The sequence below is a fragment of the Flavicella sediminum genome (assembly GCF_006381105.1).
Lineage (GTDB): Bacteria > Bacteroidota > Bacteroidia > Flavobacteriales > Flavobacteriaceae > Flavicella > Flavicella sediminum.
Map to the genome: position 1 here is coordinate 166,537 of NZ_VDET01000013.1, position 14,899 is coordinate 181,435.

9 protein-coding genes and 1 pseudogene are annotated in these 14,899 nt (G+C 34.3%); 8 read left to right on the top strand and 2 right to left on the bottom strand.

Annotation, left to right across the window (positions count from 1 at the left end):
- Positions 1 to 71: 71 nt before the first annotated feature.
- Positions 72 to 1,505 carry an arylsulfatase gene (locus tag FGM02_RS12385; protein ID WP_208021513.1) on the top strand — a complete coding sequence of 478 codons (1,434 nt, stop codon included), beginning with the start codon at positions 72 to 74 and terminating at the stop codon, positions 1,503 to 1,505.
- 213 nt (positions 1,506 to 1,718) lie between these two features.
- Complete coding sequence (locus FGM02_RS12390) at positions 1,719 to 3,653, top strand: FAD-dependent oxidoreductase (RefSeq protein WP_139958693.1); 1,935 nt, start codon at positions 1,719 to 1,721, stop codon at positions 3,651 to 3,653.
- 68 nt (positions 3,654 to 3,721) lie between these two features.
- Here FGM02_RS12390 and FGM02_RS12395 read toward each other — a convergent pair whose 3' ends face one another.
- Positions 3,722 to 5,101, bottom strand: coding sequence for a hypothetical protein (locus FGM02_RS12395; protein ID WP_139958694.1), 1,380 nt, complete (start codon positions 5,099 to 5,101; stop codon positions 3,722 to 3,724).
- 199 nt (positions 5,102 to 5,300) lie between these two features.
- Here FGM02_RS12395 and FGM02_RS12400 point away from each other — a divergent pair, with 199 nt between their 5' ends.
- The 6 genes from FGM02_RS12400 (at position 5,301) to FGM02_RS12425 (ending at position 14,312) form a co-directional block, all read left to right on the top strand.
- Positions 5,301 to 6,632, top strand: a complete 1,332-nt coding sequence (locus FGM02_RS12400) for a glycoside hydrolase family protein (protein WP_139958695.1) — start codon at positions 5,301 to 5,303, stop codon at positions 6,630 to 6,632.
- 114 nt (positions 6,633 to 6,746) lie between these two features.
- Positions 6,747 to 8,360, top strand: coding sequence for a sulfatase-like hydrolase/transferase (locus tag FGM02_RS12405; protein ID WP_139958696.1), 1,614 nt, complete (start codon positions 6,747 to 6,749; stop codon positions 8,358 to 8,360).
- 268 nt (positions 8,361 to 8,628) lie between these two features.
- Positions 8,629 to 10,047, top strand: coding sequence for a hypothetical protein (locus tag FGM02_RS12410; protein WP_139958697.1), 1,419 nt, complete (start codon positions 8,629 to 8,631; stop codon positions 10,045 to 10,047).
- 83 nt (positions 10,048 to 10,130) lie between these two features.
- Positions 10,131 to 11,417, top strand: a complete 1,287-nt coding sequence (locus FGM02_RS12415; RefSeq protein WP_139958698.1) for a glycoside hydrolase family protein — start codon at positions 10,131 to 10,133, stop codon at positions 11,415 to 11,417.
- Positions 11,418 to 11,431: 14 nt separating this feature from the next.
- A complete protein-coding gene (locus FGM02_RS12420) occupies positions 11,432 to 13,054 on the top strand; it encodes a T9SS type A sorting domain-containing protein (protein WP_139958699.1) in 1,623 nt (540 codons plus the stop codon).
- 190 nt (positions 13,055 to 13,244) lie between these two features.
- Positions 13,245 to 14,312 carry a GntR family transcriptional regulator gene (locus FGM02_RS12425; protein ID WP_139958700.1) on the top strand — a complete coding sequence of 356 codons (1,068 nt, stop codon included), beginning with the start codon at positions 13,245 to 13,247 and terminating at the stop codon, positions 14,310 to 14,312.
- Positions 14,313 to 14,409: 97 nt separating this feature from the next.
- Here the strand turns inward: FGM02_RS12425 and FGM02_RS12430 are convergent.
- Positions 14,410 to 14,899: pseudogene (locus FGM02_RS12430) on the bottom strand (hypothetical protein); the annotation flags it as partial.

A 14,899-nucleotide genomic window follows, 5' to 3' on the forward strand; every position in this document is an offset into this window, starting at 1 on the left:
AGAGCCAAAAAAATTAGATAAAGATGTTTATAGTGAAAAGAATTCTTTTATTTATCGTAGTACTATTGTGTGTGAAAAATTCAAAGGCACAAAAGTTAGCCGGTACAAAACCAAATATTATATTGGTCATGACAGATGACCAAGGTTCTAATTTATCATATATGGGACATCCATATGTAAAAACACCTCATATAGATGCGTTTGCAAAAAAGGCAATTCGCTTTAATGAATTTCATGTAAGTCCGACTTGTGCACCAACCAGAGCGGCAATTATGAGCGGTCGTCATGAGTTTAGAAATGGCGTAACACATACCATTCACGAGCGTGAATTAATGGCACTTTCTACAACCACTTTTCCAGAATTATTAAGAACAGAAGGTTATGAAACTGGAATTTTCGGAAAATGGCATTTAGGAGATATTGATGAATATTTACCAGGAAATAGAGGTTTTAGTGAAGCTCTTACACATGGAGCGGGTGGAATAGGGCAATTGTATCCAGGAAGTTGTGCTGATTTTCCGCCAAACACAAAATCTAAAAATAAGTATTTTGACAATGTTTTGTTGCATAACGAAACAATCGTACAAACAAAAGGCTATTGTACCGATTTGTTTTTTGATGCTGCTTTAGGTTGGATGAAAAAAAACATTGAAGAAAAGAAACCATTTTTCACTTATATATCTACAAATACACCACATTCACCTTTAATTGCACCGGATGCTAAAGTGAATGCACTTAAAAAAAGATTTCCAGATTTAGCAAAACCGATCATAAACCGTTTTGGTATGATAGAAAATATTGATGATAATTTTGGGGAATTGATAGCTAAACTTACAGCTTGGGGTGTTTTGGAAAATACCTTAATTATTTTTACAACAGATAATGGGGCACAAGTAAAAGATGGAAAAGAAAAAACACCATGGAATAATAATTTTAGAACAGGTAAGGGTTCTCCGGGTGAAGGAGGAACGCATGTTCCTTGTTTTTGGTATTGGAAGGGTAGCTTACAAGAAAATAAAGAAGTAAAAGCATTGACAGCTCATATTGATTTATACAAAACATTTTGCGATTTGGCAGGTGTTCGGATTCCGAATACTATTCAGAAAATTGATGGTAGATCTTTGTTGCCTGTTTTAAAAAATCCTGATGTTCTATGGGAGGATGATAGAATGTTATTTATTAACTCTGGTCGTTGGGCAAAAGGAACAGCCCCTGTAAAAGAAGGACGATGGGGAATACGTTCTCAAAAATGGAGATTGGTGCAAGGAAAGTTATACGATATTGAAAACGATGCAAAGGAAACTAAAAATGTAGCCAAAGAATATCCTAAAGTATTTGAAAAGATGAAAAAAGAATATTCCATTTGGTGGGAAGAAACAATGCCGCTTATGATCAATGAAAATCGAGAATATGGTGGTGTAGAGCCTCCTTTAGTTACACGATATAAAAAACAAAAAGCAAGTCAAGGTATTCCTAATTGGAGCCCATTACCTATAAAAGACTAATTTTAAGAAAGCTAGAATGGATCTAGAAAATGCAGAATACTTAAAGAAAATAACAAGCTTTAATGTAAAAAGTATTCAGAAGAACAATTGAACGACTTACAGAAACAGGTAAAAAGTTTGAAATTATTTACTTTGAAAGGTGTATCGGTTTCTAAAAACAGATACTGAAATAATTGAAAATTAAGGATTCATTTTTATTTTAATACAGAATACATGAAAAGAAGAGATTTTTTTAAAAAAGGTGCCCAAGGAGCTGTCGCAGCATCGATTATTCCAATGAGTGCTTTTTCACAAGGTAATGTTAGTGCCGATGCAGAACTTCCTAAATTGGATAATTGGCAAAAAATGGGTTCTGATAAAAAAGGAATGCCAAAAAGGAATAAAGATATTTATGTAGATGTTTTAGTTGCAGGTGGAGGTGTGGCAGGTTGTTGTGCTGCTGTTTCGGCTGCCCGTAACGGAGCTAAAACTATTTTAGTACAAGACAGACCTGTGCTTGGAGGAAATGCATCTAGTGAAATAAGAGTGCATTTGAACGGTGTAACGCATCTTAAAGGTGGGCATCCTGAAAGAGAAACAGGTGTTGTAGAAGAAATTTTATTGGCAAATCGTTTTCGAAACCCTCAAGAATCATGGCACGTTTGGGATCATGTAGTTCATGATTACGTTACAGAAGAACCAAATCTAAAAGTTTATTTAAACACACAAGCTATAGAGGCCAAAACGAAAGGAGATAAAATAAAATCGGTAAAATGTTGGCAGTCTACAACAGAAATGACCTATACGATTTATGCCAAACAATTTATTGATTGTTCTGGTGATGGGTTGATGGCGGCAACGGCAGGAGCCTTGTATAGAACAGGAAGAGAAGGCAAGGCAGAGTTCAATGAAAAGTATGCGCCTGACGAACCAGATGGTTGGCAAATGGGATCTACATTAATGTTTAGTACCAAAGACATGGGTAAACCGATGCCTTTTGAAGCGCCACATTATGCAATTCCCTTTAAAGACGAGCAAGCTGAAAAATCGCATAGAAAAATCAAACAATTCAAACAAGGATTTTGGTGGGTAGAAGTCGGAAGTGACGATGATATTATAGCCGAGGCAGATGAAATTCGACATCGCTTAATGGGACATATGTATGGTGTTTGGGATTATATCAAAAATTCAGGAAATCATCCAGAGTCGGAAAATATAGCTCTTGATTGGGTGGCCTCTTTACCTGGCAGACGAGAATCAAGACGGTTTATGGGAGATTATGTGTTAACAGAACAAGATTTGTTAAATTATCGTCATTTTGAAGATGCCGTGGGTTACGGAGGTTGGTCTTTAGATGAGCATAATCCTGGTGGAATTGAAAATTTGCAAGATCCACCTAGCTTTTTTCATTTCAAATTTGGCAAGGTTTATGAAATTCCTTTTCGTAGTCTGTATTCTCATAATATTTCAAATTTGTTGTTTGCGGGTAGAAATATAAGTGTGAGTCATATTGCACTTTCATCTACACGTTTGCAAGGAACCTGTGCAACTATGGGCCAGGCTGTTGGAACAGCCGCAGCACTTTGTCTTCAAAAAGGAATAAATCCTCGTACTTTAAGAGAAAAGCACATAGATGAATTACAGGAACAGTTATTAAGAGATGATGCTTATATTCCGAACCGTCCTTCAAAAGATGAAAAGGATTTGGCAAAACAAGTAGCAACTATTTTTGCGAGTTCCACAAGTTCTGGTGAAGCGAAATTACTAACCAACGGGTATTCTAGAGATGTTCAAGAGAGAAAAGAAATCAATCACTGGCAATCTGAAGCTTTGCCAGCTGATGTGGTTTTAGAATGGAATACTCCTCAAGAAATTTCTCATATAGCCATAAAATGTGATACCAATACTCGTAAAAATTTAATGTTAAGACATAATGGAGAGAACAATGCTAAATTTAGCAATAGGGTTCCTCCAGAATTAATAGAATCACTGTCTGTAGAAGCAAGAGTAAATGGGCAATGGCAAGAAGTTGGAGAAATTAAGAAAAACAAACGCAGACTAATTAAATTTAGTTTTGATCCAATTAAAGCGACTGCCATAAAAGTACTATTGAAAACTACGTATGGAGAAAAAGTAGGTCGACTTTATGAGGTGAGTTGTTATAAATAATTGAATCTTTTAGAGATAAGAAAACCCTGTGAATTTTAGTTCGCGGGGCTTTTTTTTAGTTTTAAAGATTAATTTTCAGCCTTCTTCTTTGTTTTATTTACACTCTTTTTGTGTTTTTTAGGAACAGGTGCAAGTCCACTATAGCTGCAGTTTTTTATGATTTCTTTCATAGATTTGACGAATTTCTTATTTTCTAATTGCCCATCTATTGTTGGGAAATCTAGCATTTTAAAATGAGGAAGATTTACGGTATAATACCCTTTCGTTTTTTCTTTTCCATCCAAAGCAAAATAAATAATTCCTGCCACGGTTGGACCTTTAAAACTTTCTAAATCTGTATTTCTTGTTTGTGCCAATAATTTTCTTTGACTACAAGGAACAAAAGCACGTCTTTGCGGTCTAAGTTGAGCTTGGGTACCGTAAACAACGGTAACATTTGAAATACTAGAATTGCTATCAAAATACCCATAGGCATAACCAGGAGTTATAGTACCACTTTTGTCCTTTTCTCCTTTTTTGGCACTTAAAAATCCACTTGCAATAATAAGTCCTGCCTCACAACTTACGGCTTTTACATTGTCTATAGTAACCAAGCCATTGTTTATGGTATGTGGAGATAAAGTTACTGCTGCTTGTCCATTTTTACATTGAATATTATAAGCGTAAATTTTGTCCAGTCTTATAGAACGATCTATGACATGTGGCTTTCCTATGGCTCCAGATTCTAATCTTAATGTAGCGCCACCTTCTCCGTTTAAATTTCTATAAAGTATATTAATTCCAGCTTGGTTTTGTACGGTCCCGTATCCGTAATGGCCATTTTCAGTTTTTAAATGTTCAATAATACCATCTTTAGCAAATAAAAATTCGGTTTTAGAAATAGTCAATAGGTTTACCGTTATTGAGGAAAATTGTGTGAAGTTATCTTTTACATGAAGGTCTGCAATTTTAAAATTTCTAACACCACCAAGGGAAACAGCAATGGAACCACCTTTTTGTTCGCCTGCAATTCTTTTTGAAAAGTCAAAAGTAAAATAGCGATCAGGATCTGAACAGGTCATACTAAAATTAGAAATAGGTGTTTCCTCTTGTTTTCCTGCAGAGAAGAGCGTTATTTTTCTAGGACTAGAAGTTGTAAAAACAACATCAGGAGCTACTTTGATGTGTACATTAGACTTTAGAATAATTTCATTTTCTATTTTATAGATTTTGTTTTTTTCTGAAGCTTTTATAAATAAGGTTCCTCCTCCTTTTTTTTCAAGTGCATCAATGGCATTTTGCAGTTGCTGTGCATTGTTTGTTGAAATGTCAGGTTCCTGAATTGTTTTTTCAGTTGTAGTTACTTTAGGATTGTAAAAGTTTTGATCATCAGGGAAATCAACGGTTTGTGCGTTTAGAACAGTATAAAAAAAGCAAAGAATAAAAGTTATGGAATAAGAATGTTTCATGGTTTAGTTTTTTGTTTGGACTTATAGGTTTTGAAATGGTTTAATTACTTTTTTTTATGAAAAGGCTCCATTTTTTACGTTTTATTAAAAAATGTACTTATGAGGACATAGAAGTTATGCATGAGAACTATGATTATTTATTGACTCAATATCTTGCATATATATAATTAAGAAGGCACAATAAAATAATTTTAGATCTATGATTAAAAAAGTACTGTTTTTGTTCGTTGTTATTACTGTAAGCTGCTCCTCGGCGCAATCTTTAAAAAAGAAGCCTTTAATTGCTGGAGCATCGTTTATAGATCGGTTTTTGCCTATTGAAACTCGAGCAATAAGTTCTGCTGTTTGGGGGGCACAAAATGTAATTCCTAGGGATATAGAAAATGGGATTGAAGATGGGGATTATTCTTATTGGGGAGGAAATATAATACACGGTGATGATGGCAAAGAACATTTATTTGTGGCTCGTTGGCCAGAAGATATTTCCAAAAGGAATGGGAAAAGCGGTCATGTTTTGTGGTGGGATTCGGAAGTAGCACATGCTGTAAGTGATACGCCTTTGGGGCCTTATAAGGTTGTTGAAGTTTTAGGGAAAGGTCATAATCCAGAAATTTATCGCCTTAAAAACGGGACGTATATTGTGGGGGTAATGGGAGAAAAAGCCTACCAAGCCAAGCATATAAATGGTCCGTGGAAACAAATAAAAACGACTTTCGATTTTGTAACTAAAAAATTAAATACTTCTAATAGAACCTATGTAGTAAGAGCTGATGGAAGTGTGTTAATGATGAATAAAGAAGGGCATCTATTTGAAGGCGGAGAAGGAATAGAGCATTTTAAAGAATTGGAAAATGTAGTTCCTGCTTTTAAACGTAAAAAGGGGACACATGAAGAAGATCCTGTTATTTGGAAAGATGAGGTGCAATACAATTTAATAATGAATGATGCCTTTGGAAGAAAAGCCTACCATTTAACTTCTAAAGATGGAATTCACAATTGGGTTTATGAAGATGGAATTGCTTATGATCCTGAAATTTTACAAAGAGTTGGTGGTACATTAGGAAATTGGTGGAAACTAGAACGCCCTAAAGTTAGACAAGATGCTTTTGGAAGAGCAACACATATAAACTTTGCAGCCATAGATACCTTAAAAAATAATGATGTGGCCAACGACAATCACAGTTCAAAAAATATTGTTTTACCACTTTTGGTTCCAAAAAGAGGACAACTTTTGAATAAAACAAAAATTTCAAAAAAAACGAAGACTATAAAATTAAAAATTCTAGCGGAAGAAAATTTTAACCCAATAAAAAATATCGATTTAAGCTCCTTGAAATTTGGGAATTCTTTTGTTGTAAATAGAGGAGGAGGGGCAAAAATTTTGACTTCTGAAATAGCGGGAAAAGATTTAATTGTTGTTTTTGAAGCGGCAACATCAGGAATTTTAACGACAGATTATAAGGCCAAATTTATAGGTAAAACAAAAATAGGAGAATTATTTTTTGGGTATGTGCTTTTGCCCAATAATTAATGCAAGTGTTGGTTTTTAGTTAGTTTAGGACTTGTAGAAACAGGAATCGGAGGCATAAGAAACTCTATTCTAAAGAACTTGATTAGCTTGCTATACATTTGAAAAATAATAAATATGAGGTTTTATAAAATATGGAAAGGACTTTTAGCAGTTCTTTTTTTAGGAATCGTGTCTTGTACACAAATAAATAAAAAAAATAAAGAGGCTGCGAATGCTGTTGAACAAAATGAGAAGCCTAATATAATTCTTATCTATGCCGATGATTTAGGAAGGGGGATGTTGGGAACTTATGGTCAGAAAATTGTAAAAACACCAAATATTGATCGATTGGCAAATCAAGGAATGAAATTTGAAAACTCCTATGGATCTCATTATTGTTCTCCTGCCCGAGCAAGTTTGTTAACCGGAATGCATGATGTTCGTAGAGATTTGTTCAATACCACTACTGGCGGTATTTATATGAAATTAGATAACGGATTGAGTTTGCCTCAAATTGAAGAAAAAATCGAAAAAATTATGATTCCTGCAAAACAGGAGGAAGTTTTTTTAGGACAAGTGGCACAGCAAGCAGGGTATACTACCGCTGAGTTTGGGAAGTTAGAATGGGGCTTTGCTACAACGGCTGCTAGAGTGAAAAGGCATGGGTGGGATTATCATTTTGGTTATTACGATCACAGACGTTGTCATGGTTTTTACCCACCTTTTTTGTTTAGAAATGGTGTAAAAGTCGATATACCTGGCAATACATTGGTAGATTGTGGAAAAGGACCTTCAGAAGAATCTCCAGAGAATTACAAAAAACGATGGGACATGACCGGGAAAAAAGTCTATTCCGAACATATTATTATGGATGAAATGTTGGGATATCTAGATAAGAACAACCCTACAAAAACAGGAAAACCATTCTTTATTTATTTTCCAACACAATTGCCACACGGTCCTGTGGCTATTCCAGAGGTTCATGAAGATTTTAAGAACAATCCGAATCTAACAGAAATAGAAAAAGAATATGCTTCTATGGTAAAAATGTTGGACACAGATGTGGGAAGAATTTATGAAAAACTAGAAAAAATGGGGATACTAGACAATACTATTTTGGTCTTTACCTCAGATAACGGACATGCCATGCCTTATCCAGAAGTAGGAAGGCTAGATGATAAAAGAAACATACACACGGGGCAAAAATACGATGATATTCAAACAAGATTTTATTCTGAAACGAGTGGCGATGTTTTTGACGGAAATGATGGCATGTCGGGGTATAAAAGATCCAATTGGGAAGGTGGTTCAAGAGTTCCATTAATTTGGTATTGGAAAAATAAAATAGAATCAGGAACCTTAACAGAGCAACGTGTGGCGAATTATGATTTTATGAATACCATGGCCGAACTGATAGGAGTGCCAGAAGTTAAAAATAAAGACGGTGTTTCTTATGCCAAAACCTTATTAGGCGGCAAAAGTAAAGAGCGCGCTTATACCGTACTTTCTTCTCATACCATGGGGCCTTCTCTAATTACTAAAGATGGTTGGAAATTGCGTTACTATTTGAAAAAAGAAATTTTTCAATTGTATTATTTGCCCGATGATTATAAAGAGGAACATAATTTATCAGAAAAATTTCCAGAAAAGTTAGAGGCCTTAAAAACACTATTGTATAAAGAATGTAATGGCGATTGGGAAAATGGTTTAGGTCCAAAAAAAATGAGTGCTAAATTATACGGAATTTAAGAAAGTTGATTTTAAGAAAAGGAGGTTCTGAGTAGCATCAAGACCTTCTTTTTTATTAAAAGGCTTATTTTTTCTTCTTGTTATCATTGATTCTTATTGACTTTCTTTCATTTCAAGACCTACAGGAACACACAAAGTGCTAGCGCAGACGCGTTAATACTTGGCTATTGCTAATTTTATAGTTGAAAAGTTAGCAATACTATTATAAAACTAGAAAAGTGTTGTTGAACAATAAATGAAACAAGTAAAATTTAAAACAAAAAACATAATGATCACAAAATTTTTAAAGTTGATGAGTGCGCCTATAATCGTGTTGTTTTTTTCAACAGCCAATGCGCAGTATACCGAAACTATGAATCCTAAAGGTTTTCAGGTAGATTTAAAAAAAGACTATGGTTTGATAAACGACAATGCGGCAACCCCTCAAGGGGAGAAATTGCAAAAAGCCATAGATGCCGTTTCTAAACGAAAAAACGGTGGAAATATTTTTATTCCAAAAGGGGTTTATAGTCTTTCGGAAATTCAATTAAAATCCAATGTGCATTTATTAATAGAAGGGGGGACGGTTTTAAAATCTGGTAGAGCTACTCAAATGGGAGCCCAAATACCTCGTGGTCCTAAAGGTCAGACTAGAAAAATAATTGATGTTAACGGAAAGGAGTTGAAAAAATCAGAAGTCAAAACGGGTGTGTTTTTTAAATTATCTTCAGAAAAAGGCGGGACTGATTTTATTGAAAATGTAAGTATAAGAGGAATTAATGGTGCATTTACTGTGGATTATCACAACCTTAAAAGTAGAGATAGACAAAGAGTAATTGTGGCAAGCATGGTGAAAAATTTTCTTATTCAAGACATGATTGTAAAAGATAATTATACCGTTTATTGTGGAATTACCTTAGCTCCTTCAAATGAAAAAGTAAAGGATGTAAAAAATTGGGAAGTTTCTAGAGCGACCAATGGTACTTTGCGCAATATTACCCACTATCAGGCAAGTCCAGGATATGGATTGGTGCAATGTCATGGTGCTCAAAATGTTTATTTCGAAAATTTATATGCTGAAGGAGGCGTGTCTCTTAGATTAGAAGTAGGTGCCAATAATAAAAATGTAGGTGTATACGATTTAACCGCACAAAATATTATCAATAAAAATGGTCGATGCGCTGTTATGCTAGGGGCTCATTCTGCAAAAAATGGAATTGTAACGATTAAAGATGTTACGTCTATTAGTTCAACTTTTGCTGTGAAAATTGGGAAAAGTCATGTAAAAGCTGATGCTCCAGATCAAACACCTGGTTATTTTCACAACGATTCTTCTATAAGTAATGTACATGCTATTTATGGAAAAGATGCGCAAGTAAAAGGAGCAGCAACACCAAGTTATCCAAATACAGCTGCTTATTACGATTATTTTAGAATGTTTTCAGATGCTAAATTTTTCGAAGGTCCTTCAATAGGAGCTGTTGAATATTACCCAACTACTTTCGATATAAAAATTAAAAATGTTAGCATGGAAGGCTTTCCTCATAACAATGACAAACCTATCATGCTTCAAAAAGATATAAGAAAATCGAATTGGTCTACAGAAACAAAAGCCTGGATGAAGTCACATACCGCAGCCAGATATAAATCAGATAAAGGAGTAGCAGCAAACGATTTTAAAGCGACTGCTTATGCTTTTAAAAAATAAGTAATTAGTTAAAGAATTTATAAATCATAATACACAATAAAATGAGGCTTACACGAATTTTAAAAATTTTAAATTTAGCAATTTTGTTAGTTTTCGTAACGACGGTTTCGGCACAGTATAAAGAGGTGATGAACCCAAAAGGCTTGACAAAAAGTTTAAATAAAGACTATAATTTAAAAGACGACAATGCCAAAAGTGATCAAAGTGAGAAATTGATCAAAGCAATAGATGAAATTAGCAACAAAGGTGGAGGGATTCTGAAAATAGCGAAGGGAGTTTATAGTTTTTCAGGAGTAAGTCTAAAATCGAATGTACATGTAGTTTTGGAGGCAGGTACAGTAATTAAGCCTATAGGTGGTGTTGTTTTTGTGCTTTCAACAGAAAGAAAAACAGAGAAAAAAAATCCGAAAGAATTTATTGAAAATGTGAGTATTCGAGGAGAAGGTGGTGCTTTTATTATCGATTATCACTTTAGAAAATACAAAGACAAGCAACGTGCTATTATCGCTTCTATGGTAAAGAATTTCTTAATTCAAGACATGATTGTAAAAGATAATTATTCGGTGTATTGCGGAATTACCTTAGCACCATCAGGTGAAAAAGTAAATGATGTCAAAGACTGGGAAGTTTCTCGTCCTACAAACGGAACCATTCGTAATATTAGCCATTATAAGGCAAGTCCAGGCTACGGATTGGTACAGTGTCATGGTGCACAATCGGTTCATTTTGAAAATTTATATGCTGAAGGCGGCGTTTCTTTTCGACTGGAAGTCGGAGCTAATAATAAAAACGTTGGTGTTTTTGATTTAACGGCGAAAAACATCATCAATAAAAATGGGAGATGTGCCGTTATGTTAGGACCTCATTCGGCAAAGAGTGGAATTATAAAGGTAGATGGGGTGACTTCAATTAGCTCAACTTTTGCTGTAACCATTGGAGATGGTGGTGTTAAAAAAGATGCGCCAGACCAAACTCCGGGTTATTTCCATAAAGATTCTTCAATAGACAATGTATTGGCTATTTATGGTGAATCAGCCCAAGTTAAAGGACCGACTTTGTTAGAGTTTCCTAAAGTAGAAGATTATTTTGATTTGCTAAAAGTATTTTCTGATGGCAAGTTTTATGAAGGGCCTTCTGTAACGGCTGTTCATTATGGACCTACAACCTATTCTATAAATATTGGAAAGAATATAAAAATGAAGGGCTTTCCGCATTTGAATGATAAGCCAGTGGTTACTCGTGCAGATGCAAGAAAGGCTTCTTGGGGAACAGAAAAAAAAGAATGGAAAAAAGCTCATCCAGGAAATGAATTTATTTCTGATAAAGGAGTTCTCGTGAAAGATTATACGGTGAAAGCATATGCATTTTAAACTAAAAGTTTTTTATGCTAGCAAAAATAAATTCTTTGAAAAATGTGTTAAGTCTACTCTATTTGGTTGCTGTAACTGGCTTTGCTCAATATACGGAAACCATGGACTTGCATGGCTTGGTTAAAAATATGAAGGCAGATTATGCTTTGGTGAATGACAATGCAGAAAATGACCAAAGCAGTAAATTAATTTCAGCCATAAACGCTGTACACGATCAAGGTGGGGGAGTTATAAGGATTTCAAAAGGAGTTTATCTTTTTTCAGATGTTTATCTAAAATCGAATGTGCATTTAGTAATTGAAGCTGGAACCGTTATAAAAACGGATTCAGAAAAAAAAGTGGTTTTTAAATTAACTACAGAAAATTCGGTTCAAAAAAAGGATGCTCAGGCATATATTGAAAACGTGAGTATTCGTGGAGAGGGAGGTGCTTTTGTTGTGGATTATCACACCAGATTATATGGCGATAAACAAAGAGTTATTGTTGCAAGTATGGTCAAGAATTTTCTGATTCAAGATATGGTAGTTAAAGACAATTATTCGGTGTATTGCGGAATTACTTTGTCTCCTTCAAGTGAAAAAATAGCGGATGTTAGCGATTGGGAAGTTTCTAGACCTACCAACGGTACTCTTAAAAACATTTCACATTATAAAGCAAGTCCTGGTTATGGATTGGTGCAATGTCATGGAGCGCAAAATGTGCATTTTGAAAATTTGTATGCAGAAGGCGGTGTTACATTTCGATTAGAAGTAGGGGCCAATAATAAAAATGTAGGGGTATACGACTTAACAGCTAAAAATATGATCAATAAAAATGGTCGTTGTGCGGTGATGTTAGGTCCACATTCGGCTAAAAATGGTATTATTACTGTTGATGGAGCTACTGCTATCAGTTCTACCTATGCTGTAACAGTAGGAGATGGTGGTGTAAAGGAAGGAGCGCCAGATCAAACGCCTGGCTATTTTCATAACGATTCATTTATAGACCATGTTTTGGCAATTTATGGGGAGTCGGCACAAGTAAAAGGGCCTACTTTATTGTATTACCCGAGTGTATCTGATTATTTTGAAAAGCTGAAAATTTTTAGTGATGGTAAGTTTTACGAAGGTCCTTCGGTAACTGCTTTGCTTAATGGTGCTCAAAATTATTCCATCACAATAGGAACGCATATTTCTTATAGAGGATTTCCAGAAACAATGAGCAAAACGTTGATAGACCTTTCTGACAAAAGAGCTGCCAGTTGGGGAAATGAAAAAGCAGATTGGAAAACGGCCCATCCAGGTGATGAATATATTTCAGACAAAGGCGTGTCAACTAATGACTATGAAGCTGTAGCTTACGATTTTTCAACGAATTTAAGTGTTCCTATAATTAATACGACTGAAGGTATAGATGTATATCCTGTTCCGGCAAGTGAGTATGTCTCTTTAAAAAGTGAAAATTGGCAAGAGAAATTCTTAGATGTGTTTTTTTATAACGCCATAGGAAAACGAGTTCAAGAAAATAAAAATTTGAAAGTTCAGAATGGCGTTTTAAAAATTTCTGTAGTGAATTTAAAGAAAGGAATGTATGTGCTTAAAGTGAAGAATAATTCAGGAGTTTTAAAAGTAGCGAAGCCAATACTAATTTCAAAATAAACAGTTTTTTCTTTTTTTAGTAAAGTATTAGGCAATTGCTATATTTGAAAAAGCATTCTATACAAAACCTTAAGTCCTTCAATTCTATTTATTTTTATAAATTAGCATCTGTCGCTTAAAAGTAATCATGTACTAATAAAACTGTGAATAGGTTTTCTGGACGCGAATGCTTATGATAAAGAAGAGATTTATGGAAAGAAAAGCTAAAATAACCGATGTCTTAAAACTTATTTCGATTGATGAAAATTCAAGGAAACCTAAATATTTACAACTTGTAGACTCTATTAGTTATCATATATCTGTAGGGAATCTAGAAATAAATCAACAAATTCCTTCTATAAATAAGGTAAGTGAAGAGTTTTATTTATCCAAAGACACCGTTTCAAAAGCCTATAAAATTTTAAAAGAACGAAATATTATCAAGGCCACCAATCGTATTGGTTATTATGTTAATAAGACAAAGTTTGCTTCTAAAGTAAATGTGTTATTTCTTGTAAATAAATTAAGTTCCTACAAAATGCGTATTTACAATTCATTTATACATACCATGGGGGCAAATGCGGTTACCGAATTATATGTGTATCACTGTGATGAACTTTTGTTCTTAAATTCATTAAAAAAGAACAGCTCAACATTCGATTATTACATTATTATGCCGCATTTTAAAACAGGGGATTTAAAGCATGTGACCTATACGAAAGAGGTTGTGAAAGCTTTGAGCCAAATTCCTAAACAAAGACTACTTCTTTTAGACAATGGTAAAAATGAAATTGAAGGGAGTATAGGAGAGGTATATCAGGATTTTGAGAATGATATTTATTTTGCTTTAAAAGAAGGATTGTCAAAAATAGCCACCTATAAAAAAATAATTCTAGTCTACCCAGAAGAGGCTGTTTATCCATATCCTCGAAGAATATTACATGGTTTTAAGAAATTTTGTTTAGAACATGCGCTCAACTTTGAAGTTATCGATCAAGTATATGAAAATATCCTTTTGGAAAGAGGCGATTTGTTTATTACTATTGAAGAAGAAGATTTGGTAAACTTGGTGAAGCAAATTAGAGAAGATGAATTTGTTTTAGGTGAAGACATTGGCGTTATTTCCTATAACGATACACCTTTAAAAGAATTATTAGGAATCACAACCATATCAGCCGATTTTAAAGCAATGGGAGAAAAAGCAGCAAATGTTATTCTGAATAATGAAGTAGGTTCCTTTAAAGTACCTTTCCGATTTATAGAAAGAAATTCTATTTAATTATTTTAGGTATACAAAAAGCGAGGGCAAAATTATTTTGCCCTCGCTTTTTGTAGAAATATTTCCTATTAAGGAAAGTAACTAAAATTAGTTACACCTATTTATTTTGATAATACTTACTGAATACTAAGAAAAGGACACCACACAAAATCCATGAAGGAAGGGTTACAAAAGATAAAAAGACATCAAATTGTACAGAAATAAAATAGAACAATCCAAAGCTGATGACCCATGCCCAAAAGACAGATTTGTTAAAGGATAAGTTTGCAGCTTCAGCGTAATTTTTTACAATTCCAAATCTCTTATGGAAAAAGTGTTCAAACACAATAATGGCACCAAAAGGCGCTAAAATAAAACCGTAAAGAGCGACAAAACCTAGAAGTTTCATGGCAAAAGCAGGAAACAAACCTGCAATGGTTGCTATGGCACCAGCCAAAATAGTCACCTTTGCAGTAGATAGTTTTGGTAAGATAGCCTGAAAGGCCAAACCTGCTCTATAAATAGTTGGATTCGCAGTGGTCCACCCCGCCAATACAACAGCAACAATTCCTAACAATCCAATTGCATTATGGGCTAAAGGTCCAGGA

What these genes read in the sequence shown, in the direction of transcription:
- FGM02_RS12390 (WP_139958693.1), top strand. Translation starts at nt 1,719, where the DNA reads ATGAAAAGAAGAGATTTTTTTAAAAAAGGTGCCCAAGGAGCTGTCGCA.
- FGM02_RS12395 (WP_139958694.1), bottom strand. Translation starts at nt 5,101, where the DNA reads ATGAAACATTCTTATTCCATAACTTTTATTCTTTGCTTTTTTTATACT.
- FGM02_RS12400 (WP_139958695.1), top strand. Translation starts at nt 5,301, where the DNA reads ATGATTAAAAAAGTACTGTTTTTGTTCGTTGTTATTACTGTAAGCTGC.
- FGM02_RS12405 (WP_139958696.1), top strand. Translation starts at nt 6,747, where the DNA reads ATGAGGTTTTATAAAATATGGAAAGGACTTTTAGCAGTTCTTTTTTTA.
- FGM02_RS12410 (WP_139958697.1), top strand. Translation starts at nt 8,629, where the DNA reads ATGATCACAAAATTTTTAAAGTTGATGAGTGCGCCTATAATCGTGTTG.
- FGM02_RS12420 (WP_139958699.1), top strand. Translation starts at nt 11,432, where the DNA reads ATGCTAGCAAAAATAAATTCTTTGAAAAATGTGTTAAGTCTACTCTAT.
- FGM02_RS12425 (WP_139958700.1), top strand. Translation starts at nt 13,245, where the DNA reads ATGGAAAGAAAAGCTAAAATAACCGATGTCTTAAAACTTATTTCGATT.